The organism is Algoriphagus boritolerans DSM 17298 = JCM 18970, assembly GCF_900108085.1.
Taxonomy (GTDB): Bacteria; Bacteroidota; Bacteroidia; order Cytophagales; family Cyclobacteriaceae; genus Algoriphagus; species Algoriphagus boritolerans.
In genome coordinates this window covers 58,777-82,364 of record NZ_FNVR01000017.1, presented here as the reverse complement: position 1 = coordinate 82,364, position 23,588 = coordinate 58,777, and the positions used below count along the sequence as shown (strand labels likewise).

At 43.3% G+C, this 23,588-nt stretch carries 19 protein-coding genes; 4 read left to right on the top strand and 15 right to left on the bottom strand.

What is annotated here, in order from left to right; genetic code table 11:
- The first annotated feature begins 38 nt into the window (after window positions 1-38).
- Together C4S61_RS14420 and C4S61_RS14415 are read left to right on the top strand one after the other, a co-directional pair.
- Window positions 39-929: a PDC sensor domain-containing protein gene (locus tag C4S61_RS14420; protein WP_146064415.1), complete on the top strand. Its 891-nt coding sequence runs from the start codon at window positions 39-41 to the stop codon at window positions 927-929.
- Window positions 929-3,772, top strand: a complete 2,844-nt coding sequence (locus C4S61_RS14415) for a PAS domain-containing hybrid sensor histidine kinase/response regulator (RefSeq protein WP_146064414.1) — start codon at window positions 929-931, stop codon at window positions 3,770-3,772. Before C4S61_RS14420 ends, C4S61_RS14415 begins: the two co-directional genes overlap by 1 nt.
- Window positions 3,773-3,807: 35 nt before the next feature.
- Here C4S61_RS14415 and C4S61_RS14410 read toward each other — a convergent pair whose 3' ends face one another.
- The 8 genes from C4S61_RS14410 to C4S61_RS14375 all read right to left on the bottom strand — a co-directional run bounded on the left by C4S61_RS14410 (window position 3,808) and on the right by C4S61_RS14375 (window position 11,470).
- Window positions 3,808-5,109, bottom strand: a complete 1,302-nt coding sequence (locus tag C4S61_RS14410; protein ID WP_103925515.1) for a dihydrolipoamide acetyltransferase family protein — start codon at window positions 5,107-5,109, stop codon at window positions 3,808-3,810.
- A gap of 87 nt (window positions 5,110-5,196) precedes the next feature.
- The gene (locus C4S61_RS14405) at window positions 5,197-6,453 is read right to left on the bottom strand and encodes a competence/damage-inducible protein A (RefSeq protein WP_103925514.1); all 1,257 of its coding nucleotides are present in this window, start codon (window positions 6,451-6,453) and stop codon (window positions 5,197-5,199) included.
- 111 nt (window positions 6,454-6,564) lie between these two features.
- Window positions 6,565-7,350: an SDR family oxidoreductase gene (locus C4S61_RS14400; RefSeq protein WP_103925513.1), complete on the bottom strand. Its 786-nt coding sequence runs from the start codon at window positions 7,348-7,350 to the stop codon at window positions 6,565-6,567.
- A gap of 2 nt (window positions 7,351-7,352) precedes the next feature.
- Window positions 7,353-7,853 carry a dihydrofolate reductase gene (locus C4S61_RS14395; RefSeq protein WP_103925512.1) on the bottom strand — a complete coding sequence of 167 codons (501 nt, stop codon included), beginning with the start codon at window positions 7,851-7,853 and terminating at the stop codon, window positions 7,353-7,355.
- 204 nt (window positions 7,854-8,057) lie between these two features.
- A complete protein-coding gene (locus C4S61_RS14390) occupies window positions 8,058-8,918 on the bottom strand; it encodes a DUF4412 domain-containing protein (RefSeq protein ID WP_103925511.1) in 861 nt (286 codons plus the stop codon).
- Between the two features lie 76 nt (window positions 8,919-8,994).
- Window positions 8,995-9,936, bottom strand: a complete 942-nt coding sequence (fmt, locus tag C4S61_RS14385; RefSeq protein ID WP_200820590.1) for a methionyl-tRNA formyltransferase — start codon at window positions 9,934-9,936, stop codon at window positions 8,995-8,997.
- Window positions 9,937-9,994: 58 nt separating this feature from the next.
- On the bottom strand, window positions 9,995-10,222 hold the full coding sequence (locus tag C4S61_RS14380; protein WP_200820589.1) for a hypothetical protein: 228 nt from the start codon (window positions 10,220-10,222) through the stop codon (window positions 9,995-9,997).
- A 66-nt stretch (window positions 10,223-10,288) separates the two neighbouring features.
- On the bottom strand, window positions 10,289-11,470 hold the full coding sequence (locus C4S61_RS14375) for an exo-beta-N-acetylmuramidase NamZ family protein (RefSeq protein ID WP_103925510.1): 1,182 nt from the start codon (window positions 11,468-11,470) through the stop codon (window positions 10,289-10,291).
- A 196-nt stretch (window positions 11,471-11,666) separates the two neighbouring features.
- On the opposite strand from C4S61_RS14375, the gene C4S61_RS14365 reads away from it, so the two are divergent.
- Entirely contained in the window at window positions 11,667-12,884 is a 1,218-nt protein-coding gene (locus C4S61_RS14365; protein ID WP_103925508.1) for an ABC transporter permease, read from the top strand.
- Here C4S61_RS14365 and C4S61_RS14360 read toward each other — a convergent pair.
- Window positions 12,862-13,614, bottom strand: coding sequence for a polyprenol monophosphomannose synthase (locus C4S61_RS14360; protein ID WP_103925526.1), 753 nt, complete (start codon window positions 13,612-13,614; stop codon window positions 12,862-12,864). The genes C4S61_RS14365 and C4S61_RS14360 overlap by 23 nt on opposite strands.
- Before the next feature lie 356 nt (window positions 13,615-13,970).
- On the opposite strand from C4S61_RS14360, the gene C4S61_RS14350 reads away from it, so the two are divergent.
- Window positions 13,971-14,867 (top strand): ATP-grasp domain-containing protein, encoded by an 897-nt coding sequence (locus tag C4S61_RS14350; RefSeq protein ID WP_103925506.1) that lies wholly within the window; start codon window positions 13,971-13,973, stop codon window positions 14,865-14,867.
- Between the two features lie 371 nt (window positions 14,868-15,238).
- On the opposite strand, the gene C4S61_RS14345 is transcribed toward C4S61_RS14350, so the two are convergent.
- The 6 genes from C4S61_RS14345 to C4S61_RS14315 form a co-directional block, all read right to left on the bottom strand.
- Window positions 15,239-15,913 carry a tetratricopeptide repeat protein gene (locus C4S61_RS14345; RefSeq protein ID WP_103925505.1) on the bottom strand — a complete coding sequence of 225 codons (675 nt, stop codon included), beginning with the start codon at window positions 15,911-15,913 and terminating at the stop codon, window positions 15,239-15,241.
- A gap of 63 nt (window positions 15,914-15,976) precedes the next feature.
- Window positions 15,977-17,071, bottom strand: a complete 1,095-nt coding sequence (gene hisB, locus C4S61_RS14340) for a bifunctional histidinol-phosphatase/imidazoleglycerol-phosphate dehydratase HisB (protein ID WP_103925504.1) — start codon at window positions 17,069-17,071, stop codon at window positions 15,977-15,979.
- Between the two features lie 173 nt (window positions 17,072-17,244).
- Window positions 17,245-18,345 carry a histidinol-phosphate transaminase gene (hisC, locus tag C4S61_RS14335; RefSeq protein ID WP_103925503.1) on the bottom strand — a complete coding sequence of 367 codons (1,101 nt, stop codon included), beginning with the start codon at window positions 18,343-18,345 and terminating at the stop codon, window positions 17,245-17,247.
- A complete protein-coding gene (gene hisD / locus C4S61_RS14330; RefSeq protein ID WP_103925502.1) occupies window positions 18,342-19,637 on the bottom strand; it encodes a histidinol dehydrogenase in 1,296 nt (431 codons plus the stop codon). Before hisD ends, hisC begins: the two co-directional genes overlap by 4 nt.
- A 32-nt stretch (window positions 19,638-19,669) precedes the next feature.
- Window positions 19,670-20,530 (bottom strand): ATP phosphoribosyltransferase, encoded by an 861-nt coding sequence (hisG, locus tag C4S61_RS14325; RefSeq protein ID WP_103925501.1) that lies wholly within the window; start codon window positions 20,528-20,530, stop codon window positions 19,670-19,672.
- Window positions 20,531-21,168: 638 nt separating this feature from the next.
- Entirely contained in the window at window positions 21,169-23,451 is a 2,283-nt protein-coding gene (locus C4S61_RS14315) for a S9 family peptidase (RefSeq protein ID WP_103925499.1), read from the bottom strand.
- Window positions 23,452-23,588 lie beyond the last annotated feature (137 nt).

The window sequence follows — 23,588 nt, the reverse complement described above, 5'->3', positions numbered from 1 at the left end:
AAAATGGTCTCGAAAATATCAAATCCTTAATCCTCAAGATGGAAAAGGGAGGAGAAAACCTTGCTTTGCAGATGGATAGCGTAGCGCATTTTTATGCCAATCTCCTGACACAGAAAGATTCCATTTTAAAAAATCCAAAACCAAATCCATATCAATATAGCGGGGCCTTTTCCACTAATGTTCCCGGGGAGGATTCGACTTTAAGTTCCATTATTATACTTAATCTTACACCTGACCGGCAGAAAGCCGAACTTGAAGTCACCTTAACCAATGTCTTGGACAGCGTTTTCGCGTCATTTATAAGAAAGAATCCATTAGCTGTTCAGATTTACTCAAATTCCGCGAATCAGGTAAGTAGAGTTTATCCTGCCTATGATGCAAAAAATATTGTGGATCCGGATATAGACGTGACGAAGTTCAATTTTTATTATGAGGCAGATTTGGAGCACAATCCCGGTAAAGGTCTGGTGTGGATTCCGGATGCTTATGTGGACCCGGCAGGCAAGGGTTGGATTTTGTCACTGCTTCATCCGGTGTACGACGGTCCGAAGCTTTTTGCAGTACTTGGAGTCGATTACACAGTCAGTGATATCGTGGAAAATTATTTGAATTCGGAAGAAGGTGAATTTGTTCTGGTCAATGAAAAAGGAGATATCGTAGCAGGGAAAGCTGATGCGATTGAGGCATTGAGTCTTCCTCCTTTGAAAAATCATGTGTATCGGGAAACGGTACAATCTGATAATTTCCGAGTTTCAGACTTCAACCTATTCAACAGTAAAAGCAGAGAAGTGAGGCAGATGGCCCAGGCTTTTCTCCTTCAAAAGAAAGAAAGGTTTGATTTTAAGGAAGAGCCAGATTTGAAGCACGCCGTTTGTGGCCAATTCGCCTCTATCAGTTGGTTTTTGATTCAAGTTTTTCCTACGGACTGATGGGTAAGCGTTTTGTCATCCGTTCCAGTTTTTGGCTGATTACCATTATCGGTAGTTTGTTGGTTTTACTGGTTATAGCCTTAGGAATTAGCTTTTTCAATGCGATCTATTATGCTCAGGTAGAGTCCCGAAAAGAATTTTTGATCAGTCAGACAACGCTGGCGGCTAGAGGATTGGAAGTGGATCTGAGTCGGTTCAAGGAAGATTCCAAAACATTGCTGGTCCAACTTGAAGGGGCTAATTTGAAAACCAAGGATGATTTGACTGTGGCTGCCCGGAGGACATTCACGAGTTTCCCGGGAATGATTGACTCCATTTGGGTCGATATGCGGGACTCTATTTTGGTATTTACGATGACCGACCGGAATGATTTCATCAGCAAGAAATCCAAGCGGGGCTTTCCGAAAGCCGTGAAGCGTTCACAGCTGTTGGTGGAGGGTAAGGAGGGTTTTAGGATCCTGTATTCTCTGAATATTCCAAGCTACAGCCAAACTTACGTTACCAATTTCTACCTGAATCCCGGTGGGGAGAAATACCTCTTTATGGAGGGAAATCTCGTTTCTGTCGGTTCGAGAAGGACCGAAGATCCTGTAAGCTTGGATAAAGTCCACTTTGATCAGATTAAATCCGATGTTAATCTGGGTCTGAAAGGGTTTTATGAAGTCTCTTGGAATAAGGGTGACAAAAGTTTTGAAGGGATTTTGGCACAATATCCTTTTTCCTATGCGGAAGCTGAAAGTCCGGCGTCTTTGGTGTTTTTTGTACCCATGGAGGGACTCACTTCCGGTTTTTACAGTACGTATCTTGCCTTGTTTTTAGGCCTGGTTATTTTACTGATCGGAACGGTTTCTTTTTTCATTCTTTCGCTGAAAGGAAATATCAATTCCATCAAGCTTCAAGAAGCCAACCTCTATGAAATATCCCGCCTCTTTGACCAACAGAATCTCCTGTTACAGGAGTTGAAAGGGTTTGTTTTTTTTCATGACTATCATGGAGAAATCACCAAAGTGTCTGACGAAGTGGAAAAAGTTCTCGGTCATTCCAAGCTTGATTTTAAAAATGCTTTTAAAGCTGATTCCATCCATCCCCAGGCAAACTTGGTCAAAGCAGAAGCTAAGAAAGCTTTGGCTGAATCCAGAGATTTTATGGATCTGGAATACGATTTTGCCAAGCCTACCGGAGAGAAAATCAGAGTCCGTATTTTTGAAAAGTTTATTTTTGATCAGCAAGGAAGATTTTCAGGTGGAATGGGGATCTGCACAGACATCACCTCCCAATATCTGGCCAGACAAGAGACTATTCAAAGCGAAAACAGGCTGAGAACCGTAATCAGTAATATTCCGGATACCATTTTTATTTATGACAACGAGGGGGTTGTTCTGGATTTTCATGTGCAGGATAAGGCAAATTTACTCCATCCAGCACAGCTCACGCTTGGCAAATCCCTGGCTGAATTTGTGCCCCATGGCCAGGCTGATGAAATCGTCCGTGTTTTTAATCTGGCCAAATCCACCAACCGCATTCAAACCAAGGATGTGGTATGGCATAGCCCTTCAGGAGATAAGCACTACGAAATGCGCTTTTTCCCGCTGGATGAAAACCAGGTCATGTCGATCTCAAAAGATATTACAGGACAGAAAATTTGGGAAAGAGGCTTGGTAGAAGCCATGAATGCGGCTGATCAGGCAAATAGATCCAAGTCGGAATTTTTGGCAAACATGAGTCACGAAATCCGGACACCGATGAACGGACTTCTTGGGATAATTGATTTGCTTGAAAGCACCAACCTTAACAAGATTCAGAAACAATATGTGGAGATCATTAAAAACTCCGGGAGTTCACTTCTGAATATTATCAGGGATATCCTGGACTATTCAAAAATTGAATCCGGGAAAATTGAGATTCAGTCCAGTGCATTCATTCCTGAGGAAGAGCTGAAAAATCAGCTCAAAATCCTCTCTGGTCTGGCAGCAAAGAAAAATATCAAATTGGAGACAACTTTTGTCAATTCCGAGAATTTGCTTTTTGAAGGCGATAAAGGAAAAATCAACCAAGTGCTGTTGAATTTAATTGGGAATGCGATCAAATTTACACCGGACGAAGGAAAAGTTGGAGTGAAAATGGAGTTGACTCCGATTGAAGATGCTTTGTATTTCCTTTCTTTTCAGATTTCGGATACGGGAATCGGTATCCCAAAAGAGCACTTGGAACGCCTGGCAGATCCATTTTATCAAGTCGAGAGTTCGAATACCAGAGCCTATCAGGGAACAGGCCTTGGATTAGCTATTGCTAAAAAAATTATTGAGTTGTTGGGAGGCGAGTTTAGAATTGAAAGCAAGCTTGGCGAAGGATCGGTTTTTAGTTTTTCGGTGGTGGTCAGGAAGTCTGAACAAAACCAAATCACACCCAAAAGCTATCAGTTGACCTGGAAAGACATCAAGGATATGGGGACAGTTTTCCCATTACGCATCTTGCTGGCGGAAGACAATGACCTCAATCTACAATTGATGACCTTTATGTTTCAGCAATTGGGATTTCAGTTTGAGGTTGCAAAAAATGGTGCCGAGGTTTTGGACAAAGTGAAGCAGCAGCAATTTGATGTAATTCTGATGGATGTGCAGATGCCGGTAATGAATGGACTGGAGGCCACACGTGAGATCCGAAAAATGGAGGGAACAGATCAGATGATCATTATTGGGTTGTCTGCCAATGTCTTTGAAGAGGATCAGAAGAAAGCAATCGAATCCGGAATGAATGATTACCTGACCAAGCCGATTCGGCTGGCGGCATTAGCTGATAAGCTGGAATTCTACTTTCGTAAAGTCAGGGAAAAGGCGGAATAAAAAAGGCTTCAGAAAATCCCGAAGCCATCAATACCTTACAAACTTGTGTTCAGGTCAAATTCCTCCAAGTAATCGGCTACCCTTCTGACAAACATTCCTCCAAGCGCACCATCCACTACTCGGTGGTCATAGGAGTGGGATAGGAACATTTTATGTCGGATTGCAATCACGTCACCGGTTGGCGTTTCGACTACCGCAGGCTTCTTCACAATGGCACCTACAGCCATGATGGCGACCTGAGGCTGTGGGATGATCGGAGTTCCCATCACATTCCCAAAAGATCCAACATTGGAAACCGTGTAAGTCCCACCTGCAAGATCGTCAGCGGTCAGTTTGTTGTTTCTGGCGCGATTGGCCAAGTCATTCACTTTTTTGGAAATACCCACCAAGTTCAATTGATCAGCATTTCTGATCACAGGGACGATGAGGTTTCCTGATGGAATTGCTACTGCCATTCCCACATTGATGTCTTTCTTTTTGATGATTCGTTCGCCATCGACTGAGATATTGATCATCGGAAAATCTCGGATTGCTTTTGCAATAGCTTCAATGAAAAATGGGGTAAAGGTGATTCCTTCTCCGTATTTCGACTTGTATGCCAATTTATTTTTCTCCCTCCAAAGGACGATATTCGTCATATCCGCCTCTACAAAAGAGGTCACGTGTGCTGAAATCCGCTTGGAATCGACCATTCGCTGGGAGATCATCTTTCGCATACGATCCATTTCGATGATCTCATCCGAAGCCGAGATGCTAATCTGTGATTTGGTTTCTGAAATTGAGGGAGCCGATTTCAAGAGTGGGGAGTTCGTAGATTCTTTTCTCGACGCCAAATAACCCAACATATCTTCTTTGGTCACTCTTCCGTCTTTTCCAGTTCCGGGGATTTTAGAAAGTTCTACTGAAGAAATACCTTCTTCTTTGGCAATGCTTTTTACCAAAGGAGAATAAAAGCGCCCATCCAATGAAAGTGGTTCACTCACCGGTGCAGGCGCTTCGATGATTGCATGGGTATTTGCCGGAGCGTTGGCAACGAGTTCTGCCTTTGCTGACTCATCTTCTTTTTTAGAGTGAGTGGGAGTGGAGTCACTTTCAGAAGCGGTTTCGATCACTGCGATAGGAGCACCAACTGCCACCACATCTCCTACTTTGGCAAGGATTTTTTTCAATACCCCAGCATGCGTAGCAGGAACTTCGGTGTCCACTTTGTCTGTGGCCACTTCCAAGACAGATTCATCTTGATCGATGGAATCCCCTTCCTTTTTCAGCCAGGAGAGGATTGTTCCTTCTATGATACTTTCACCCATTTTGGGCATCAGCATTTCTATACTTGCCATAGCGATTGAGGTAATTAAATTGGGTTTATATTCAAGTTTTAAAATTAAATTTTCTTTATCTCCTACCCAAACCTTGTTGGTAAAATTTTATTTGTTATTCTGATTGATGCAAATTCTTAACAAATTCAAAACAGCAACACCGGTTAATTGAATATTCAGCATTCGGTCTTGGGTCAGTTGAAGCTTTTTGGCTTCAGCGAAATCCTTTCCGGCACATGAAATCCAGACTGTCCCCACGGGTTTTTCCTCAGATCCTCCATCCGGTCCTGCGATTCCACTGCTGGCCAGGCCAAAATCCGATTTGAAAACAGCCCTTACCCCTTCAGCCATTTCCCGGACAGTTTGTTCGCTTACAGCACCATGATGGAGTAAAGTTTCCTTTTTTACTCCCAAAATGCTTTCCTTGAACTGATTATGGTAAGGAACAACGGCCCCCTGAAAATAGGTTGAACTCCCGGCGATACTCGTGATCAAATGTGAGATATAACCGCCGGAACAGCTCTCTGCCAAAGCTACAGTTTTCCCGTTTTGCTTCAAAAGCTTTCCAATGGCAGTTTCCAGGGTCTCCTCATCGTAGCCGTAGACAAATTTGTCGATCAGGGGCAGTACCGCATCGATCTGTTGTTGGATTTCAGCGGCAAGGATCGTCTTATCGTCCCCAAATCCGGTCAACCGAAGCTTCACATGGCCTAGTGAGGGTAGATAAGCCAAACGGATGTGTTCTGGCAGGGCATTTTCCCATTCTTTGATTAAGTCTGCCAACCAACTTTCCCCGATTCCAGCAGTCTTAATAACCTTATGAAAAATAACAGGAAGTGTAAAAAGGCTGGGGAGCTTGGGCAGGACAAAATCTTTCATGAGTTTTTTCATCTCATGTGGGACCCCAGGCATGGACATCCAGTACGTTCCGTTTCGTTCAAACCACATTCCGGGTGCGGTACCGACCTCATTGGGCACATAAGTGCAGCAGGAGGGAAGGTGGCCTTGTAGGATGTTCAATGGAGTCATTTCCCGTCCCCTTCGCCTGAAAAAGGCGGTCACTGCCTCCACTGCTTCCGGCACTTCCACGATTTCGCAATTGAAATATTCTGCCAACAAGGGCTTAGTCAGATCATCCTGAGTAGGGCCAAGACCACCCGTGATCAATACGAGGTCGGCACGCTTCTCCGCCTCAGCAAAAGCTGCTAGGATATCAGTCCGATTATCTCCGACAGTAGTTTTCCGTACTACTTTCACACCTAACCGATCCAATTCCTGACTGATCCAATGGCTGTTGGTGTCCACTACCTGGCCATAGAGCAATTCATCTCCGATGGTAATAATTTCTGCTTTAACAAGTTGCATTCCTGGGTAAAATTAATTTATAGTATAGTTCTAGAGTGTTGTAATTGGATTTATGCACAAATGGCATTTTCCCTTCTTAAGTCTTCTGTCATCGGTATTCCAGCTTATTTTTTATCTGACTTTTGCTTTTTTGATGATTTTGGAGAAAATTCCCGGAAAGAACCGTTTTACATAGACCGCCAGCGTTTCTTTTCCGCCGATGTTGACTTCTTCTTTTTTTCGGGTGATCGCCTTAAAAATTTCACTTGCACAGGCTTCCGGACTCATTCCTTTTGCCTGTGCTTCATCCATTTTGCCAAGTCTACTTCCATCTGCGGTGAGCGCATTGACGGAGACATTTGTACGGATGAATCCCGGGCAAATCATGGTAACTGCGATTTGATCCTGAAAATGTTCTGCTCTCAACGTATCAAAAAAGCCGTGAAGTGCATGCTTTGAGGCCGCATAAGAAGATCGGTAAGGCGACCCAAACTTTCCAACCAAAGAACTGACTACGGCAAAATGGCCGGTTTGACGGGATAGGAAATGCGGCAATATTGCCTTGGTTAAGGCTACAGTGCCAAAGAAATTGACCTCCATGAGTTTTCTGTCCACTTCCAGCCCCGTTTCCTTTATCAGTGATCGTTGGCTGATACCCCCATTGTGAAGTAGGATGTCGACTTTTCCAAATAAAGCAATAGCTGTCTTTACTTTCTCTCCAAATGTGTCAATTTCCACCAAATCCAAAGGTAAAACTTTGGCTTCCGATGGGAAACTGCATGTTGACTTGACGCGATCTAATTCTTGGACTTTTCGAGCAGATAGAATCACTTGATATCCTTCTTTTGAAAACTTCTTTGCAGCCGCCTCACCGATACCTGAAGAGGCTCCCGTGATCCAAATGACAGATTTTGACATGGTTAAATTTTTATTTTTTCGTAAGTCAAAAAGGAAAACGGATAGTCATTCTTTTCGTCTGCCGCAAAACTTTCCCGCTTCACTTCCTTCCAGATTTTCGGGTCGATTTCCGGAAAAAACGTATCTCCTTCTGGTTCGGCTTCTACCTCGGTGATTTCCAAAACATCGCAAATAGCGATGGTCTCCTGGTAAATCTGACCACCTCCGATGATGAAAAGTTGTTCTACCTCCATTTTGTTGCAAAAAATAATTGCTGCTTCTACCGAAGGAAAAGCGTGATGACCTGTTGGGGCTTGAAATTCAGGATTTCGCGTGATAATCAAGTGGGTACGATTGGGGAGCGGTTTGCCAAGAGAATCAAAAGTTTTTCTTCCCATTAAAATGTAATGACCGGAAGTCAAATTTTTAAATCTTTTGAGATCGGAAGAAAGTTTCCAAATCAATTGATTGTCTTTGCCGATGACGTTGTTTTTGGCTTTGGCGACGATAAGGGTGATTTGCATCTGGTTATACTTGATTTAATCGGCCATCCCGATAGTTCCGATGGCATTTGGGATCGGGACTAATCTCGCAGGAGCAATAGTTAAATTTCAACAGAGGGTTTTCGTCAAGCTCGATTTTCGCAGGACTTCAATGTTTGGCTTGAAGATACCAGTCTTTGACGTTGAAAAAATGAAAATGGGCAGAAAAACTGCCCAGTTCAAGAATTATTTGCCCGCTCCTGCCATCATATTTGGGAAGTCATCCATATTGTATTTTCGTGGACTATTGGTTTCGATTTCGATCACTTTCATTTCCGTAACCGTTCCCTTCTTATCGGTGAAGATCATTTCTAAAAAGCTGCCTTTTGGAGCATTCGAAAACATGGAACTGTATTGATCCATGGTCTTGTTGGAAACCATTGGGTTGCTTTGGGGTGAAAATAGGGACAATCCTTCAATCGGTTTTTCAGTGACCCAATAGTGTCCTTCCCCATCTTCAGAGGTGATGAGGTATTCTTCGCACTGATATCCCAGGATGGTTTTTGTGTTCCCGGTTTTGGTGATTTTGTATTCAGGATTCTCGCGTTGTTTCTCCACTTCCTTGTCCACCATTCCCTGCATTTTTTCGTGATCAATCCTGATCGCCATGCTTGATTTTTCCCCTTTATTTTCCATCAGCATGACTATCGCTTCATTTTTGGTATCAATGATAGAAGTAGTGGAATTCTCGGGGCTTTTGGGATCTGCAAAAGACATACCCATGAATTCTAAATTGTCAGAAAGTAAATACTGCATCTTTACAGGATCTTCTGATCTCCCCTTTTTATCGGTGTTCCTTACTTCCATAACCATATAGCCGGTGAAAGCATATTCTGACTCAGTCGGGGCTGGTTTTATCATTCCGCCAATCATTCCGTCTATGGCGTCATTAGTTTTCTTTTCAGAGGCATCTCTAGCCCTTTTAGTTGCTGCGTTCTCTACTCCTTGAGCGGCTGCATTTTGTATTTTCTTCAGAAGTTGGGCTTGGGAGGGGGACGCCACAACGATTCCTGCTAATATTAGGATTGATGAAATTGATTTTTTCATAGTGCTTTAGTTAAAAATTTAACTTTAATTTCCTAAAAATGAACCATATACAAAAGTAAATCTCAAAAAAATGGCTTTAAATTTTAAGCCCTCGTAGTAATTCTTCGATTTTCATTCGCTTTTTTCCTTCCAGTTGCAACTCCAAAACATTCAATGTTCCTTCGCCAGTTTGGAACTTTAGAAAGGATTTCCCATCAGATTCCCATTGTCCTTGTTTTTTGTCATTCAGGTTTTCTTTGGTAAAAGAAGTTTTGAAAATCTTGCAGGTTTTACCCTGAAATTCCGTCCAGGCAGCCGGATAAGGAGACAGTCCTCGAACTAGATTATGAATGGATTCCGCTGATTTTGTCCAGTCGATTTTGCAGGTTTCCTTGAAAATCTTCGGCGCGTGATGGAGTGCTTTGGATTCATCCTGAATGCTTGGATTTACCTCATTTTTAGAAATAACATCCACCGTTCGGACCACCAAATCAGCTCCGATAGTCATCAGCTTTTCATAGACAATTCCCAGATCATCCTCAGGATGGATCGTGATTTTTTCCTGAAAAATAATGCTTCCGGTATCGATCTCGTGTTTGAGAAAAAATGTGGTCACGCCGGTCTCTTTTTCCCCGTTGATGATGGCCCAGTTGATCGGTGCGGCACCTCTGTAATTGGGGAGGAGTGAAGCGTGAAGATTGAACGTGCCCAAAGGAGGCATATTCCAAACTGCCTCGGGAAGCATACGAAATGCTACGACGATTTGGAGATCAGCTTTCAAATCCTTGAGTTCTTGCTGGAATTCTGGATTTTTGAGGTTTGTGGGTTGCAGGATGTGTAGTCCAAGCTTTTCTGCGGCTTCTTTAACAGGCGAACCCACCAGTTTTTGACCGCGGCCTTGTGGTTTGTCCGGTGCTGTGATGACCGCTACCACATTCCAACCAGCTTCCACCAATTTTTCCAGCGCTGGCACGGCAAATTCCGGCGTGCCCATGTAGATGAGTCGCAGACTTTTCTCTTTCACTTCGTTATTCGACATTAGATGTTCGGTGTTCGATATTTAAAATTCGAGATTTGATATTCGAGATTCGAGCAGCTCAAATCTTCAACTGGGTAGTGGTACTAACCACTTGGCTTCCTTCTTTCTTGAGTTTGGCTTTAAGGTATTTCCAGTAGTTTCGCGTTTTATTGTAGTCGTCTTGGTTGGTCAATACTGCAATAATATCCAGTACTGAAAACCACCATTTGGCACTTGTCTCGTCCCATAGCGCACGACCTTCCCGGTCGTCAAAAAATCGGATGGATAGGTTTTGGGGATGTTTCATGGGGGAAGAATGGAGGATTTTGGTTTGAAGTGACTTATTCTCAAACCTCAAACTTCAAATTTCGAATCATTTATAAATCAGGTATTTCTCCCTTTTCTCTTCAAATTCGGCCAAGCCAGCTTTCCAGCTTTCCCGGATCTCAATCTCGGTTTTGCCTGCCAGAATCTGCTTTTTCAGCTCGTCTGTGCCAGCCAAGGTATTGAAGAAGTTGTTGAAGAACTTCTCCTTCATGCCTGACTTATGGTAAGCTTCAAGGAGGTATTCCAGCGTGAATTGATGATCCAATGATTCCCCTCTGAGGTCTCTGCCGTAGCAAAGCTTGTCCTGAAGGGGTGGGGTTTTGGACATGCCATCTATACTGACAGGAGTAAATTGGAAATCACCGAATTTAGGATCGGGATAGCCATAAACCTGAAAAGGGAAGTAAGTCCCTCGACCCAAGGAAACTACCGTTCCTTCGAAGAAACACATACTTGGGTAGAGCTTGATCGCAAGATCGTTGGGTAAGTTTGGTGAAGGTTTGACAGGAAGGCTGTATGCCATTTTTCGGTTCCAATTGGCTACAGGAATCACTTCGAGATCGACGGTCAGTCCACCTTTCAGCCACTTTTCGCCATTGATCATTTTTGCCAGTTCACCCACAGATAGGCCATGGACGACAGGGATATGGTGCATGCCTACAAAGGATTCGAAACCAGACTTGAGCATCGGGCCATCGATGTAGCCTCCATTCGGGTTTGGACGATCAAAGATGATCACCTTTTTTCCCTGCTCGGCACAGGCTTCCATCACATAATGCATCGTGCTGATGTAGGTGAAAAAGCGCGTGCCCACATCCTGCAAATCAAAAATCACCACGTCCAAATCTGCAATCTGCGCAGCTGAAGGTTTTTTGTTGTTTCCATAAAGAGAAATGATCGGCAAACCGGTTTTTTGATCAATGCTGTTATCGACTTTTTCACCTGCGTCTGCCGTGCCTCGGAATCCATGCTCGGGCACGAATACTTTTTTGACCTGTACGCCTTTTTCCAGAAGAAAATCCACCACGTGTTTATTGGCTGATTGAGGCATGATGCTGGTTTGGTTGCCGACAAAGCCGACTCTTTTTCCTTCCAAAAGTGGGAGATAAAGCTCAGAACGCTCAGCGCCTGTGAGAACAGGTTGTTGGGAAAAGGTAGATGGAGCCGAACAAAGGCTGAGAGAAAATGCCAAAAAGTAAATCAGGAATGAATTTTTCGTTTGCTTCATGCTATTTTGCGGGGGATTTCTGAACAAATTAAAAGGATTATCCGCTCCTTTGCTAGCAGATTCAAGATTGATTGAAGTACGGCGGATAATCGTCCACGGTCGACAGTTGACCCTCGACTGTGGACGGCTAATCCAAGAATATCCACTTGGGAATTCAGGATCGTTTACCCAATTTTAAACCTAAAAAAGATCTTTTTTGAACCTTTCCTATTTCATTGCCAAAAGAATCAGCTTTAGACAGGCCGGAGGTTTTTCGGGGACCATTCACCGGATTGCAGTCGGAAGTCTTGCCCTTGGACTTGGGGTTTCGATATTGGCAATCATGGTTTTGGGCGGTTTCCAAAACACTGTTTCCGAGCGGGTTTTTGGATTTACCGGGCACTTTCAGGTTCAGCGATTCCAAATGAGCAATGCCTTTGAAGAAGCTCCCTTTTCACTCAATTCCGAGTTTGTCCAAAATTCAAAAAAATTATCATTTATTGACAAAATCCAATCTTTTGCCCATAAGGCAGCTTTGCTGAAGGGCGACGAGGAAGTGGAAGGGGTTTTGGTAAAAGGTGTAGGTCGTGACTTTGACACGCTGGCTTTTAAGACCTACCTGACCGATGGCAGGATGCTTCATCTGCCGGATTCCGGTACGAGCAATGAGGTGTTGCTCAGCAAGTTTATCGCAAATAAGTTGCTGCTGAAGGTTGGGGATAAAGTTACGCTGTATTTTGTACAGGATCCGCCGCGATTCAGAAGGGTAGAGGTAGTGGGGATTTTTGAGACTTATCTTGAGAATTTCGATGAAAAAATCGTGATCGGCGAACTTCAGACCATCCGGAATCTGAATGGTTGGACTGCAGATCAAGTTGGGGGCTTGGAGATTTTTGTGGATAATCCGAAAAAGACGGATGAGTATTTCCCACTGATCGAATCCGAAATGGACCTTAACCTAAAACTGATCGATAGTCAGGATCGGTTTCTGGAGATTTTTGATTGGTTGACCTTGTTGGACACTAATGTGGTCGTGTTTATTTCTTTGATCGGTTTTGTCGCGATCTTCAACATGGGTGCGATTCTTTTTATCCTGATCATGGAGCGAACTCAGATGATCGGTTTGCTCAAGGCACTGGGAGCACGGAATGTGCAGATCCGTCGGATTTTTTTCTGGAACGGAATGAAAATCCTGGGTAGAGGTCTGTTGATTGGAAATCTTATCGGTCTTGGAATTGGGTTTTTACAAGATCAGTTTAGATTGATACCATTGGATGCGGCAAGTTATTACATGAGTTATGTGCCGATAGACTGGAACTGGCCGGTATTTATTTATCTCAACGTCGGGATAGCCTTGCTTACTGCTCTGGTTCTGTGGATCCCTGTGCTGGTGATTTCCAAAGTTGATCCGATCAAATCGATCCGATTTGATTGAGTTTGTAGAGTGAGAAAATACTTTTGATTTTCATCCAAATCACACCCAAAACGGCTTCTTTGAAAATCCCGGAGCTCATTTTGGATGTGCCTTTGGTTCTGTCTGTAAAGATGATCGGTACCTCGATGATCTTAAATCCAAGCTTCCAGGTCGTGAATTTCATCTCAATCTGGAAAGCATAACCGATAAACGTAATCTCATCCAACCGAATCCCCTCGAGTACACTTCTGTGGTAGCATTTGAAGCCTGCGGTGGCGTCTTTGACAGGTAGCCCGGTGATGAATTTGACATAGACACTTGCAAAATATGACATCAGTACCCGTCCAATGGGCCAGTTGACAACATTGACTCCGGTGATGTAGCGAGAACCGATCGCCAAGTCGTATTTTCTGTCTTTTACTGCATCGTAAAGGCGGATCAGGTCTTTGGGATCATGTGAAAAATCGCAATCCATTTCAAAAATAAATTCATAGGAATGCTTGAGTGCCCATTTGAAACCGGTGATGTAGGCGGTACCCAAACCCAGTTTACCTTTTCGTTCAATCAGATGAAGTCGCTCAGGGTAAACCGCTTGGAGCGATTTGACTACCGCTGCTGTTCCGTCCGGTGAGCCGTCATCAATAACCAAAAGCGAAAAATCGCCATCCAAGGCCATCACCGTCTGAACCATTTCCCGGATGTTTTCCAGTTCGTTGAAAGTGGGGATGATGACGAGTTTTTGGTGATTCATAGTGCGATCAATGGTCAAAAGTAAGATTTCGGATGGATTTTTGAAGAGTGGTGGGCGTGAATTTTGCTTAAAATGTAGTTTTGTGACAATTGGAAAACTCAAATGCATTTCTGATTTTTGAAATGTCTAGAAAAACAAAAAGATGCCGACCATTGAAAAAATTAGAAATGGATTGATCGATAAAATTCTTTCGATCCAGAATAAGGACTTTTTGGAAGCTTTGGATAAAATAATTTCATCTGTTTATAATTTGTTTTTCAAAGGTCAGATAGCCTGTCCCGATTTTTCTTCGGGAGAATCTCGCATGCATTATAATCATCCCAGTGTGTGACGATCTTCGTCATGCTCGATTTCAAATGATCCAGAAAACATTTCATCACGTAGCAATCGTTAGTTATTTTTCCATCGGAGCGTATGATACCGACACCGTAGATGAAGATTTAATCCTCTCCGAGGTTTTGACTGAGCTTGGGATTTCTCACGAGATTGTGGTTTGGTCAGATCCGGATGTGAAGTGGAATAGCTTTTCGTGTCTTTTGATCAAATCTGTCTGGGATTATTTTGACTATTACCCAGAATTTCTGGATTGGATTGAACGGATGAAATTGCTCAATATTCCTGTATGGAATGCTCTGGACACGATTCTTTGGAATTCTTCCAAGGAGTATTTGCTGGAAATTGAAAAGAAGGGCTTTCCGGTGATTTCAGGCATAATCCTGGAAGCTGAGTCCAAACCTGAGCTCGGGTTGATTCGGCAAAAGATTAATTCTGATACTGTGGTGGTCAAACCCCTGGTCAGTGGTGGAGCCAAAAACACGCTGAAAATCAAACTTTCGGATTGGAATAATTATGCTCAAAAACTTGAAGATTTGCTTCAGGAAGAGGATTTTCTGGTGCAACCCTATATTCCCGAAGTGGCGGAAGTAGGTGAATATTCGCTACTCTTTTTCAACGGGAAATTTTCCCATGCCGTCCTGAAAACACCGGCAAAGTCAGATTTTCGAGTGCAGCATTACTTTGGAGGGACGATTCAAGTGATAAATCCAAAACCCAAAATGCTGGAATCCTGCCAGAAATTGATGGATACTTTTGCTCCAAATACGCTATATGGAAGAGTGGATGGAGTGGAAATCAACGGCGTCTTCCATCTGATGGAGTTGGAACTGATCGAGCCTTACTTGTTTTTGGCACTATCGGAAAAAGCGATCCCGAATTATAAAGCGGCGTTGAAGCAAAGACTTTTAGGTTTGTAGGTTTTGGATTTTTTAATCAATTAGAAACTGCCAATGGAATTGTCAGGCTGACCTGTTTGTCCTCCGTAGCGGAAAATCGAAGTGGTTATGTTGAGCTGACACTTCGATTTAGCCCAGGGTGACAAATTGAAATATCTTTGATACCTCGACTTTCAAGAGCACAGTTCTTCGAGCTGATTGAGAGCGTAATCACTTCCTTTTTTTGCTGCCTCTTGTATTAGTTGACACCCTTCGGGATTTCCCATCCTAGCCAGACAGATTCCTTTTTTGCCGAGAGCCTCGGTATGGTTAGGATTCTGTTTGAGTATAAATTCAAAATCCTCCAAAGCATAAGGGATATAGCCTAATTTAATCTGTTTATAATTTGATTTTTATTGGTCAGATGGAATCTCGCATGCATTATAATTATCCCAGTGTGTGACGATCTTCGTCATGCTCGATTTCATCATGGCAAAACCCCGATTGTACCGAGCCACTAAATTGTTGGGATCTTTATTGACATAGGAATTAAAGGAGACCGCAGCGCCTTCTACTTCTCCTCGATTTGCCCGTGCCATTCCTGTGTAAAAATAGGTTTGGGCAAAATCCGGATTCATTTTTTCAGCCAATTTGAGGAAACGTTCTGCTTTATCCCATTTCTCCAGCATTAATTCGCATCGACCGGCCAAATAAAGGATTTCGAAATTTTCCGGGTCAATACTGGAAGCCCTCAGAATGTATAATTCAGCCTGAGCGTAGTGTTTTTTATCAAAAAGGATTTTCCCTATTCCGGCATGAGCCTGTGCATAATTAGGGTCGATTGAAATAATCCGTTCATAATCTTTGATCGCCTCATCATATTGCTTCAATTCCTCAAAAGATCTTGCCCGCATGTGCAAGAACTTCACATCTTTGACGTGGAAAAATAGCCTCTTATTGATTTCTGAGATGGTTTGCTCATACTTTCCCGAATTATACAGGGCTTCTATTTCTACAGGATTAGCGGCACATGAAAAAAGAAAGAGTAAAAATGAAAGTATCGTAAGTATATGAGTAGTTCGTTTCATAATGAAATAAACAAAATTAAAAAGAAATGATAAAGTACTTAGGTAAAAAAATGTATGGAAATTTTAAAGTACTCCTTTCGTACTGGGCAATTGATTGATATTTCTCGGATCACGCATTACCGCCATTTTGATGGCACGGGCCAAACCTTTGAAAGTGGCTTCGATCTTGTGGTGCTCGTTTTCTCCTTCCACCTTGATGTTCAAGTTGCACTTGGCAGTGTCGGAGAAGGACTTGAAGAAGTGGAAAAATAGCTCCGTAGGCATGTCTCCGACTTTTTCGCGCTTGAAATCCGCCTCCCAAACCAACCAAGGTCGACCGCCAAAATCAATAGCCACCTGTGCCAGCGCATCATCCATCGCAAGTAAGAAGCCATACCGGTAGATCCCTTTTTTGTCACCAAGTGCCTTCAGATATGCCTCTCCCAACGCTAAGGCCGTATCCTCAATCGTATGATGCTCGTCAATGTGCAAATCGCCGTTGACTTTGATTTCCAAATCAGTGCTGCCGTGCTTTCCCAATTGCTCCAGCATGTGATCAAAGAAATGTAAGCCCGTAGAAATCTTGCATTGCCCACTTCCATCCAGATTTAATTTGATATAAATATCTGTTTCCGATGTTTTTCGGATCACTTCAGCCGTGCGGGGAGGCATTTTGAGAAAATTGTAAATCTCGTCCCAGTCTTTGGTGCTAAGCTCGGCATCAGGATTCGGATCCCCGATGAAAATTGCCTTTGAACCCAGATTTTTGGCTAATTGAACATCCGTAAAACGGTCGCCAATCACATAAGAATTGGCTAAATCATACGCTTCGGAGAAGTATTGGGTGAGCAAACCCGTTCTTGGTTTTCGGGTCGGTGCATTTTCATGTTCAAACGTTTTGTCAATATGAATTGCGGTGAAGATCACATTCTCCTGCTCCAGGGTTTTAAGCATTTTGTATTGTGCCGGCCAAAAGTTCTTTTCTGGGAATGAATCTGTACCCAAACCGTCCTGATTGGTCACCATGACCAGTTCATAATCCAATTCCTCAGCGATCTTCCGCAGGTTTGAAATGGCCTTTGGCAGGAATTCCAGCTTCTCTAGGCTGTCTACCTGAAAGTCTGTAGGCGGTTCTTTGATGATCGTCCCGTCCCGATCTATGAAGAGTACTTTTTTCATCTGTTTATAATTTTTTTTCAAAGGTCAGATAGCCTGTCCCGATTTTTCTTCGGGAGAATCTCGCAAGGTTTACAATCATTCCAGTGTGTGACTTTTTAGTCATGCCCGATTTCATGGCGAATTTTTGTCAACGGTCCATGGACGACAGTCCACAGTAGGTTTTAACTGATTGTTTATCTTTTTCGTTTGTGTGCTGTCGACCGTTGTCCGTTGTCTGTGGACTTTTTACAAACTTTCTGCAACGCCTCCAAAAGCGCCTCATTTTCTGCACGAGTCCCAACAGTTATTCTCAGGCAGTCCTCGCAAAGTAAGACTTTAGCTCGGTTACGTACGATTACTTTTTCAGCGATCAGATCATCATATACCTGATTTGCATTTGGGATTTTGACCAAAAGGAAATTGGCGTGAGAGGGATGAATCTTTTGTACAAAAGGAAGTTTGGCCAGTTCGGTTTGAAGAAACGTGCGTTCCTCCAAAATCCCGTTAATCATCCGGTCAACCTTTTCCTTATTCTGAATTGCCGCTAAAACAGTTTCCTGTGTCAATCCTGAAATATTATAAGGTGGCTTGATCCGGTTCAGAATTCGGATGATTTCTTCGCTTGCAAAAGCCATCCCAAGTCGCAAAGAGGCTAATCCCCAAGCCTTGGAGAAGGTCTGCATCACCAGCAAGTTTGGGAAATGCTCCAATTCCGTGGTGAAACTCGGTTCATCGCTGAAGTCGATGTAGGCCTCGTCGACCACGACCAAACCTTTGAAATTCCTCAGCAAAATCAGGATGTCTTTCCGCTTTACTTTGTTGGCTGAAGGATTATTGGGAGAGCAGATAAAGAGAATTTTAGAATTGTCATCTGCCGCTGCCAGAATCTCATTAGGCTGCAACTGAAAGTCTTCGGTAAGGGGGACTTTTCTGATCTCCACGTCATTGATTCCTGCACTGACCTCATACATGCCATAGGTCGGTGGAAGGAGAATGACATTGTCTTTGCCCGGATTGCAGAAAGCGCGGAAAAGCAAATCAATTGCTTCATCGGATCCATTTCCCAAGAAAATCTGACTTGGTCGTACTTGCTTGATTTTGGAAATTTCTTTTTTAAGATCACTCTGATAAGGATCCGGATAGCGATTAAAATCCTGCTCCGTGATCGATCCAAACGGGTTTTCATTGGCATCCAAAAAGATCCCCACTTTACCGGAATATTCATCCCGGGCCGAAGTGTAAGGCTGTAATTTTGTGATATGAGGTCGTAAAAGTGAGTTTAGATCAAAGCTCATTTCTTCTTTTCCTTCAGATAGTTAAGCCGAATGGTCACTGCATTTTTGTGCGCTTCCAGCAGTTCATTGGCTGCCATCACTTCTACTGTCGGTCCGAGTTTTCTCAGCCCTTCTGCGGTGATTTTTTGGTAAGTGATTTTCTTCAGAAAACTGTCCAAAGACACACCGCTGTAATTGCGGGCATAGCCATAGGTGGGGAGTGTGTGGTTGGTTCCGGAGGCGTAATCGCCAGCGGATTCCGGAGTAAAGTTTCCAATGAAAACCGAACCTGCATTGTAGATCGCAGCGATTGCTTCATCTTCATTTTCTACTGCGATGATCAGGTGCTCAGGTGCATATTCGTTGATTAAGGCCAAGGCTTTCTCCTGATCTTCCATCACCACTGCGGTCGAATTTGCCAAGGCTTTGTAAGCAATTTCCTTCCTTGGGAGTTTTTCCACTTGTTCGTTGATTTCCTTCAGGACTTTTTTTGCAAATTTCTCCGAAGGAGTCACCAAAATAACTTGAGAATCCACTCCATGCTCTGCCTGAGAAAGTAAATCAGAGGCGACAAATGCAGGAACTGCCGATTCATCTGCGTAGACCAAGACTTCAGAAGGTCCGGCTGGCATATCGATGGCGACACTATATTTGGTTGCCAATTGCTTGGCAGCTGTGACGTATTGATTTCCGGGACCGAAGATTTTGTCCACTTGAGGAACGCTTTCAGTTCCAAAAGTTAGCGCTGCAATGGCTTGCGCACCGCCGACTTTGACGATTTTACGGATACCTATCAAGGATGCAGTGTACAAAATCGCCGGATGAATTTTTCCTTCTCGACTAGGAGGGGAGCAAAGTACGATTTCAGAACAACCGGCCAATTTAGCAGGAATCCCCAGCATCAAAACCGTGCTGAAAAGTGGTGCTGTTCCTCCGGGAATATATAAACCAACCCGGTGAATAGGTACACTTTTTCTCCTGCAAATCACACCGGGCATCACTTCTTCGATCAGTTCTGCCTGTACTTGTGCAGCATGGAATCGCTCAATGTTTACCCGGGCTACTTCGATTGCAGCTTTTAATTCTTTACTTACCAGTCCTTCGGCAGCCTGAATTTCTGCCTCAGAAACCAACAAACTATCCAAGTGGACATGATCGTATTCCTGCGCAAATTTCTTCAACGCTTTGTCACCGCTTCTCGCTACTTTTTTCAAAATAGGCTTGACGATTTTATTGATTTCCTTGGTTTTCTGGACAGGACGAGCCAGTTGCTTTTTCCACTTTTCAGGTGAAGGATTGACCAGGAGTTGCATATTTTTTTTGGATTGATTTGCTTTAAATCTATTTAGATAACCATTTTTTCGATTGGGACGACTAGGATTCCTTCTGCGCCGGCAGCTCGGAGTTCCTCGATATTTTCCCAAAACTGATCTTCACTCAAAACCGAATGAACAGAGGACCATCCCGGCTGTGCCAAAGGTAAAATGGTCGGACTTCTCATTCCCGGAATTAAACCGATAATTTTGTCAAGCGATTCATTCGGGGCGTTGAGTAATACATATTTGTTGCTTTTGCCCTTTTGGACGGCATTGATTCTAAACAGGAGTTTGTCCAAGATGGCCTTTTTCCAATCAGCCAGATTTTTGTTGCCGATCAGCACAGCCTCTGATTTGAATACTTCCTCGACTTCTTTGAGGCCGTTCATCATCAGTGTGGAACCTGAACTCACGATGTCAAAAATACCTTCGGCCAGGCCGATACTCGGCGCGATCTCCACTGATCCGCTGATTTCATGGATTTCGGCTTGAATTCCCTGAGATTTCAGGTAGTCCCCAAGGATTTTTGGATAGGAGGTTGCGATGTTTTTTCCCTGAAAATAGGAAATTCCATCATAGTCCTCCCCTTTTGGGATGGCGAGTGAAAGTCTGCATTTAGAGAAACCAAGGGGCTTGAGTGTAAGCACATCTTTGTCTTTTTCGACGACTTCATTTTTCCCGACGATGCCCAAATCGGCTACTCCGTCGGCTACATATCCCGGAATATCATCATCACGAAGGAATAAGAATTCAACAGGGAAATTGGTAGAAGTGGACTTCAATTTGCCCGTACCGTTGTAAAATTTAATGCCACACTCTTTGATTAAGCTGAGAGAGTCATCGGATAGTCTGCCGCTTTTTTGGACAGCAATACGGATTATTTGTTCCATGGGGACAAGTTACGCTTGTAAAGTTTTGGATTGAATTAAATTTTGGTGAATGGCCGAATCCCTGTCATCAGCATCACCGGGTGGGTGTGTCTATGTCTTCCTCAGGAGGAATGATGGAAATGATGCAACACATGTACGTGCTGAGCAAGATCTAAAAGTTCAATATTTCTATTGGTGTTTTCCATTTACGGGTGCAAAGATAGGACTGCTTGAAGAACATGCAAGGAAGGAAATGGTTTTTTGAAAGAATTAAATCAAGAGGACGGCTTCTTAGTTACTTCTTTTCTGACTTCGAAAAAGTAGATTGGAAAAGAAAAAAATGATCGGGAAGAAATAGCATTTGGAGATATAAAAGGAGTTTTGCCTTATTTCCTTAAGCATAAATTTCTTTGGACAAATTATGACGATAAAGTGACGTTTTATATGTTCATTTTTAAAATAAAACACAATTTCTGACGATTCCGAAATTACTGATGATGATTTGATTATCAGATATAAAAAGGAGAAGTTATAGGAATTACAGTTTTAAATGCGAGTAAGCGGATGTGATCTCCTGATTTTTTAACTTAATTTCCCGCAGATTTTCGCAGATGTCTTTCAATTCTTGATACTTGATACCAGCTACTTGCTACTAGTTTTCAATCTGTAATTTGCAACTGATAATGTCTGATCGGCTTTTCACCCATCAGGTGTTCAATGAAATAGTCCCAGCGCTTTTTGGTGAAGTAGTCTCCCGGAGGACGGCCAAAGCTGTGATTTCGGCTCGGCCAGATAAACAGGTCAAAGTCTTTTCCCGCCTTGATCAGGTTTTCCGCCAGTTTGAAAGTGGCCGAGGGATTGACGTTTTCGTCGATGCCACCATGTGCCAGTAGTAGATGCCCTTTAAGGTTGGCTGCATTGGTGATGTTGGATTGCTCGTGATAAAAGTCTCCCACAGGATAACCCATGTACATTTCGGGCCACCAGGCTTTTTCCATCCGAAAATCATGATCTCCAGCCGATGCCACACCTACTTTGTAGAAATCAGGATGCAAAAGCATGGCTCTTCCTGCATCGTATCCTCCAGCCGAATGCCCGAAAATCCCCACTTTGGTGATATCCAAAAAGGAATTTTTGCTGGCCAACTGTGTGATCGCCAAGACATGATCGGTCGTGCCATCGCCGAGATTTCGATAGGAAGCGTCAGAGAATGCCTTCGACCGACCAAAGCCACCCATGCCATCCACTGTCACCACTACAAAACCAAGCTCCGCCATGGGCTGCTGATGCCCGAGTAGACCTGCTTTGAATGTTTTTGGAGTAGTGGAGGTGTGTGGGCCGGAATAGGTGTAATCGATGATTGGATATTTCTTCTTTGCATTGAAGGACGTTGGGAGAAAATATACTCCCTGAATTTCTGTTTTTCCGTCTTTTGCAGTGGCGGTAAAGGGGACGGGTGATTTGTAGCCAAGTGATTTTAGGTTGGAAATGTCCGCCTCGGATATTTTCTGAAGGTGTTTTCCTGTTTTTAAATCCATCAGGATGGATTGAGTGGGCTGATCGACGGTGGAGTAATTGTCAACGGCGAGTTTTCCATCCGGAGAAATATAGATTTCATGGTAGGCATTTTCCGGAGTCAATAGCTGTAAGTCCGTGCCGTCCAGATTGACCCGATACAGGTGATTGAAATATGGATTGCGTCCCTGTTCCTTGCCGGATGCCTCAAAATAAATTAGTCCATTTTCCTCATCCAGGTAAGTCAGCTTGTTTACCACGTATTCTCCGGAAGTAATGGCGTTAATTTCTTTTCCAGATTTCCAGTCAAAGCGATACAAGTGATTCCAACCTGATTTCTCCGAGCTGAGAATGAATTGCTCGTTTTTCAGCCTGCGGAAAATATTATCCCGGTTGACGTGAGTGGGAGAGGATTCGGAGATGATTCTTCGCGTCTCAAAAGTATCCGCATCCAGTTCGATCAGATGGTATTGTTTGTATCCACGGGGGATTTGAAATCCACTGAGTTTTTTTCCGTCATCTGACCAGCGTAAATTGATTCCGATAAAATGCGGGGCTGTGAGCTCCGGTAGTTTTTTCTCGGTCTTCTTTTCCAGATCAAAAATCACCGGAATATAATTGACTACCGTGCTATCACCCGGTGAACCGCGAAAGTAGGAGAGCAATTCCGGGCGAAACTTTTCGTCTTTGCTCCAGTCCAGGAGATACATTTTCTCAGCAATTCGAAGATCCACGATTTGAGTGAAAATTTTCCTGGAATCAGGAGACCAATTGACCATAAAATGGGCTGGACGCTCCCCATTTTCTCCATAGATCAGATCACTCCAGCCCCAAAATGAGGCATACTCAAAATCCTTTCGTCCATCTGTACTCAACTGTATCTCCTCACCCGTGGTCAGATTTTTAATGAAGAGGTTGTAGTTTCTACTAAATGCCTTCCATTTTCGGTCTGGAGAAAATGACTCCATTTCATTTCGCTCTGTGACAGGAATGGCATTCAAGGAGTTGTTTTCCATGTTCCAGGTCCAGTTTTGATTTTTCCAGAGAAACGTGACAGTTTTTCCGTTGGACAAGAATACCCGTTCTATTGGCAGATTTGCCTGATCGATAACTTCTCCTGTTTTTTCTTGAAGGAGCTTCGCCAAAACTGGAGGATCAAATGCGGCTGTTGTTTCAAAAGGGCTCGTGTTGGTTTTGTAAAATCGCTTGCCTTCGGAAGTAAATGTGGCGTGAACAAAACCTTGGCTTCCTTCCAGCCAGTTGGGGACAACTTCCAGGTGATAGACTTGTTTTTCCAGGTTTCCTGTCAAAAAGTAAGCGGCACGCTGATAAGTGTTCTCTGTGATTTGCGCTTGTAGCGACTCAGAATGGCCCAAAATCAACCAAAAGAGCAAAATTGAAGGGAAGAGGTATTTGCGGAGCATCATGAATGAGGTGATTTAAAGTAGAAGACTCAAATTATAAAAAAAGAAATAGGATCAACCCGGCTTTTGGATGAGTTGATCCTTTTTCTTGTGAAGGGAAAAAACGGATTTAGTCGGCAGCCTCATTGGCTTTTTTTAGC

Coding starts and splice junctions, on each gene's coding strand:
- C4S61_RS14420 (WP_146064415.1), top strand. CDS start 39: ATGGAAAAGGGAGGAGAAAACCTTGCTTTGCAGATGGATAGCGTAGCG.
- C4S61_RS14415 (WP_146064414.1), top strand. CDS start 929: ATGGGTAAGCGTTTTGTCATCCGTTCCAGTTTTTGGCTGATTACCATT.
- C4S61_RS14410 (WP_103925515.1), bottom strand. CDS start 5,109: ATGGCAAGTATAGAAATGCTGATGCCCAAAATGGGTGAAAGTATCATA.
- C4S61_RS14405 (WP_103925514.1), bottom strand. CDS start 6,453: ATGCAACTTGTTAAAGCAGAAATTATTACCATCGGAGATGAATTGCTC.
- C4S61_RS14400 (WP_103925513.1), bottom strand. CDS start 7,350: ATGTCAAAATCTGTCATTTGGATCACGGGAGCCTCTTCAGGTATCGGT.
- C4S61_RS14395 (WP_103925512.1), bottom strand. CDS start 7,853: ATGCAAATCACCCTTATCGTCGCCAAAGCCAAAAACAACGTCATCGGC.
- C4S61_RS14390 (WP_103925511.1), bottom strand. CDS start 8,918: ATGAAAAAATCAATTTCATCAATCCTAATATTAGCAGGAATCGTTGTG.
- fmt (WP_200820590.1), bottom strand. CDS start 9,936: ATGTCGAATAACGAAGTGAAAGAGAAAAGTCTGCGACTCATCTACATG.
- C4S61_RS14380 (WP_200820589.1), bottom strand. CDS start 10,222: ATGAAACATCCCCAAAACCTATCCATCCGATTTTTTGACGACCGGGAA.
- C4S61_RS14375 (WP_103925510.1), bottom strand. CDS start 11,470: ATGAAGCAAACGAAAAATTCATTCCTGATTTACTTTTTGGCATTTTCT.
- C4S61_RS14360 (WP_103925526.1), bottom strand. CDS start 13,614: ATGAATCACCAAAAACTCGTCATCATCCCCACTTTCAACGAACTGGAA.
- C4S61_RS14350 (WP_103925506.1), top strand. CDS start 13,971: ATGATCCAGAAAACATTTCATCACGTAGCAATCGTTAGTTATTTTTCC.
- C4S61_RS14345 (WP_103925505.1), bottom strand. CDS start 15,913: ATGAAACGAACTACTCATATACTTACGATACTTTCATTTTTACTCTTT.
- hisB (WP_103925504.1), bottom strand. CDS start 17,071: ATGAAAAAAGTACTCTTCATAGATCGGGACGGGACGATCATCAAAGAA.
- hisC (WP_103925503.1), bottom strand. CDS start 18,345: ATGAGCTTTGATCTAAACTCACTTTTACGACCTCATATCACAAAATTA.
- hisD (WP_103925502.1), bottom strand. CDS start 19,637: ATGCAACTCCTGGTCAATCCTTCACCTGAAAAGTGGAAAAAGCAACTG.
- hisG (WP_103925501.1), bottom strand. CDS start 20,530: ATGGAACAAATAATCCGTATTGCTGTCCAAAAAAGCGGCAGACTATCC.
- C4S61_RS14315 (WP_103925499.1), bottom strand. CDS start 23,451: ATGATGCTCCGCAAATACCTCTTCCCTTCAATTTTGCTCTTTTGGTTG.